At 37.1% G+C, this 4,631-nt stretch carries 4 protein-coding genes and 1 pseudogene; 2 read left to right on the top strand and 3 right to left on the bottom strand.

Annotation, left to right across the window (positions count from 1 at the left end; genetic code table 11):
- Positions 1-408: 408 nt before the first annotated feature.
- The 3 genes from F6K18_RS35715 to F6K18_RS35725 all read right to left on the bottom strand — a co-directional run bounded on the left by F6K18_RS35715 (position 409) and on the right by F6K18_RS35725 (position 3,040).
- On the bottom strand, positions 409-648 hold the full coding sequence (locus tag F6K18_RS35715; RefSeq protein ID WP_287528074.1) for a hypothetical protein: 240 nt from the start codon (positions 646-648) through the stop codon (positions 409-411).
- A gap of 70 nt (positions 649-718) precedes the next feature.
- Positions 719-1,327 (bottom strand): hypothetical protein, encoded by a 609-nt coding sequence (locus tag F6K18_RS35720; RefSeq protein WP_287325178.1) that lies wholly within the window; start codon positions 1,325-1,327, stop codon positions 719-721.
- Between the two features lie 417 nt (positions 1,328-1,744).
- Entirely contained in the window at positions 1,745-3,040 is a 1,296-nt protein-coding gene (locus tag F6K18_RS35725) for a glycoside hydrolase family 10 protein (protein WP_287528076.1), read from the bottom strand.
- A 263-nt stretch (positions 3,041-3,303) separates the two neighbouring features.
- Between F6K18_RS35725 and F6K18_RS35730 the strand changes: the two genes are divergently transcribed.
- Entirely contained in the window at positions 3,304-3,777 is a 474-nt protein-coding gene (locus tag F6K18_RS35730; protein WP_287528079.1) for a hypothetical protein, read from the top strand.
- A gap of 608 nt (positions 3,778-4,385) precedes the next feature.
- Positions 4,386-4,631, top strand: a pseudogene (locus F6K18_RS35735) (bromoperoxidase); the annotation flags it as partial.

Raw genomic sequence — 4,631 nt, forward strand, 5'->3', positions numbered from 1 at the left:
CAGGATTAAGAGCGATCGCCTCACGGTAAGCAGCCACAGCATCATCGAGCTTGCCCTCCCGCAACAATTGATTAGCAGTTTTGAAATTAGTTTGAACCATAATTGAAGTCAAAAGTTAAAAGTCAACAAACAAGTCAAAAGTCAAAAGTCAAAAGTCAAAAGTTAGAAATGAAGTTCAAAGTTAAAAGTTAGAAATTAACTCAAAAGTTCAAAGTTACAAATTAACTCAAAATTAAGTCAAAAGTCAAAGGTCAAAAGTCAAAAGTAAGATTTTATAGGCTCGAAAGTTTGAAACCATAGCAATGTGCGCTGGCATATCTACAAATTACCGAATAATTAAGGTATCCGTTTTCAAGGAGAGGTAATTATTAATTATTAATTATTAATTATTCACTATTAAAAGACCTACTATTGAAAAATAGTTGGAGAGATTTGGAAATAATCTGCGAGAACTTTTGCTTGCCAGTTATTCAAAGAAAGTTTACAATCCACGAGCTGAGAAACTACCTCATCAGAACCAATAATTCCCACTAAATCTTGTTGACTAATTCCGCTTGCTGCTATTAAATGCTGTAAAACTTCGTAAGGTTTCACCGATACCATCGGGTAGTTTTCAGTTTCATAGTTTTCTATTAATAAAACTAACAAAATTTAGTGTTAAGCAATTAACTTAAGGCCAAACCCGCCCCTACTGGACTGACTCCCTACACTCCCCTTTTCAACGACCTGAATATAAACGTACCAAAGCAATACCAGTAACAACAGCGACAAAAAACCATGTTACCAACAGACCTATTACTTCACTAATAAATAGACCGATCGCCCCATACATAAATCCACCCACTGCCCAACCAAGGGATAAACCTACAGACCAAGCAATAATATTGGCAATTATCCACCATTCTTCCCAATAAATTTGCTTCCTGAGTACAAACCATTGGCCTAATCCCAAAATTGCCCCCACAATAGCTCCATTAATCAACCCATGAAATAGTCTGACTGAAATTTGTTCTGTTCGTGGGGCCACCCAACCTAATGCTCCTAAACTACTGGCCCCGATTAATAACCATGTCACAATAGTTAATACAACCCACCATCTACTTCGGAATATATAATTTCTCAGTACCAACCATTGGGCTAATCCGATGACAGCACCGCCCATGGCTCCTGAAAAAGCACCAATATAGGGTCTAACACCTACTTCTACAAATATTAAACTGACCAAAAAGCCGACAACAGTGAAAAATACCCACTGTAACCAAAAACCCCAGCCGATGGTTTTGGACTTAGTATGAGATGGATAATAATATGATTTAGTAATTGACACAAGCTCTTCTACAATTAATAATTAATAATTAATAATTACCTCTCCTTGAAAATGGATAGTTATTAGTAGTGGCGTGTCAAGCTGAAAATGGTGTATTAAATTTTTTAGTATAATTCTTGCTCTGACTAAGGTTTGGAGAATTTTCCTAAAACACTATTTCAAGCTTGACACGCCAGTAGTGGACCGTTTCATCTTAAATAGTGCATTAGAATTGTCATTGCGTTAGCGTAGCTTTGCGATAGCAAACAATAGTGTTTGCCTAGCATTCCGTAGGAAAGCAATCTCTAGCCAATTTCCTATTGCATCATTTTAGTTGAAACAGTCCACTACTGCTCCCTAGTTTTTAACTTTTGAATTCATATTACTTTTGACTTTTGACTTTTGACTTTTGAATTTTGAATTTTGAATTTTGACTTCTCAAAGTTTCGGACGAGATACAGAGGTAGGAAACATTTTCTGGAAACCAGTCCGGCGCTCTTGGGGTGAATTTGGAGTCATATAACCCCATAATGTTTCCCAATAGAAAAACGATACTCCTGCAAAGTGGCGATCGCGTACTGCTTTTACTTGTTGTTGAATTTGCTCTATCTTCATGGAAGTTTTCATGGTGCCTGTGAGGATACCTATACTGAAAGGAATTTTACTTTTGGCCAATTTCACTTCTGGTTGTTCTAATTCTGCTAAAAATGAAGGTAAATTATCTCGATACACCTGTAAAACAAATTCATCTACTATACCTCGCTTTATCCAAGTTGGCCAGTCTTGCAGATATAATTTATAAGCAAAGTCATAAGGATTAGAAGATAAGGATACAATACAATTAGGTTTAACTGCTTTGACGGCTTTATAAAGTCTTTCCATTAAAGCGGTTATTTGATTTGCCCGCCATTGCATCCATTCTGGGTCTGTAAAATCTTCTGGAGGCATTTTACCTTGATGTTGTTCCCTGTAGAGGCGGACTGTAATTGGATCGTAGCCTAATTGTACTGGCATGGCAAAGCGGTCGTCTATTTGAATGCCATCGACATCGTATTTTTTGACCACTTCTAATACTAGGTCGATAAAAAATTTTTGTACTTGGGGGTGAATGGGGTTCAGCCAAACATTATTGATAGAGAGAGACTGTTTTAGTGTTGTTAATAATGACTGTTCATCTGATTCTGGCAGTAAGTCTTTAAGTTCTAATTCAAATATATCCTCGGAAAAATTTCTATTTTTGTCCAGACTCGTTGTCACCCAGTGGGGATGGCGTTTGACTAACAGAGAATTTATTGGTGCCATGAAACCATATTCAAACCAAGGGATGACTCGTAAACCTTGGCGGTGGGACTGTGTAAATATTTCTCTAAGTACATCTCGACCAAGGCGAAATGTGGCAAGGGTAGGGTCTTGAGGTTGACCCGTAACTTTTCGAGCAATATCACTGGGATAAAATGTGTTACCTCTATTCCAGGTTACGGGATAAACAGTGTTGAAGTTGAGTTGAGAAAGTTGACGGAGGGCGCGGTTAATTCCCCAGGGAGCGAATAATACGGTACTACTAACATTCGTTATCCAGACTCCACGCACCTCTTTTTTTTCAGGTATAACTTTTGCAGTGACTGAAGTTGGAGGGGTTAATATTGTGTTTAGGGAAATAGAAAGAAAAGCGATCGCTACTCCTATTCCTAGCCAGATTTTTAATTGTTTGAATTGATGATTAATTTTATTCATTATTAGGGAGTAGGCAGTAGGGAGTAGAGAGAAAGAATTGATGATTTCTGCTGGATGATTGATTTTATTTTTTATTATTGGAAATATCTATCATAGCTAATAGCTGATAGCTAGTTAAGTTACGAGAGTTTCCAACTGTTTAAAAATTATATGAACTTTATATTAGGTTAAATTATAGAACCTATTTGGGTTCTATATGAAAAATTATATGAGTTTTATAGATTGTACAGTTAATTACTGCCGATCCAGCTCCCAATACTCTGATGGGTATTCCTAAAATCGCTACTCTAATTTTAGGGATTTTTCGGTTCCCTTTTGTAACAGAACCTCTGAAAATTAAAAAGACAGGAATCGATCTCAAAATTCCCACGGGTATTTTACACGGAAACAATGATAAAATTGTTAAACCTACTGAATGGGTAAAACCTCCTCGCTCTCAAGAAAAAGGTTCATTCTTTGACATTGCTTCAACAGAGAAAAATATCTATTTTTCTACATCTAATAAAGAGAAAAAATTAATAGCTAACCATAATGAATCTGTCACCAATACAACCTATTATGGAGACGGTTTTATGAAGAATTTTGGTGGAGCAAAGGATGGACAAAATGCTTATAATTGTCAATATATTTGGCCAGCAGTTATAGCTGTAGTTATGGACCATGTACAAGCCAATAAATTACAGGATCATAATGGATTTGAACTAGCAGATTTTAAAGTTCTTGATGAGCCAACTTGACATTCTCCCGATGCCGCTCTTACCTATATAGAACCCCTGAGTGGTATCTCTGCAAAGGTGAGGGTTTTTGGCAAAGGAGTCAGGAGATTGAGAAATAAAATATGGGAAAAAAGTTGAAATTTGCCCCCATCTCCCCACACTCCCCACACTTCCCACACTTCCCACACTTCCAATCTATAGAACCCATTTGGGTTCTATACAGTAGACCTCTCCGATAATCAAAAATCAAATCAATTATCCGGTATAAATAATCAATTCTTTCCCCCTACTCCCTACTCCCTACTCCCTACTCCCTTTTTTCCGGAGAGGTCTAATGTCTTTGCGTAAGTACTGAAATAATTATTTACTTGATAATTGCATATCTATATCCAGTTATGAAGTAAGAAGACATTGAGAGTAGAGATGTTGTATGCAACTTCCCTATTTTGATAAATAATTATTTACTTGATAATTGCATATCTATATCCAGTTATGAAGTAAGAAGACAAAGATACGCTTAGGGGTTCTACATAACAGACGAGTATGCCACTTAATTTTTCTAATAACTTACCAAGTTGCGTGCCTGTTTTTAACTAGACCCGCTGTAAATAAAACAATAGGAGAATTTTATGAACGAGCGTCGTCAAAAATCTTATTCCGTTCGCATTGAGGCCGCTGAATTAGCAAGAAGCCGCCAACATCCAACCCATCAAGCTAATGGGGACGAAGAGCGCTACGCAGGTGATCGGTATTTCATGTCCTTTACCAAAGGTTTAATCCATAACCCCAACACAGGATTGCTACAAGATCCAAGAGACTTTGTAGAATTTCGCCGAGCGATCGATGATGGCTTCATCGATCCTTTTACTGATAGA

The organism is Okeania sp. SIO2C2 (assembly GCF_010692625.1).
Lineage (GTDB): Bacteria > Cyanobacteriota > Cyanobacteriia > Cyanobacteriales > Microcoleaceae > Okeania > Okeania hirsuta.

Excerpts from the sequence above, each read along its gene's own strand:
- F6K18_RS35725 (WP_287528076.1), bottom strand. The coding sequence starts at position 3,040 with ATGAATAAAATTAATCATCAATTCAAACAATTAAAAATCTGGCTAGGA.
- F6K18_RS35730 (WP_287528079.1), top strand. The coding sequence starts at position 3,304 with ATGGGTATTCCTAAAATCGCTACTCTAATTTTAGGGATTTTTCGGTTC.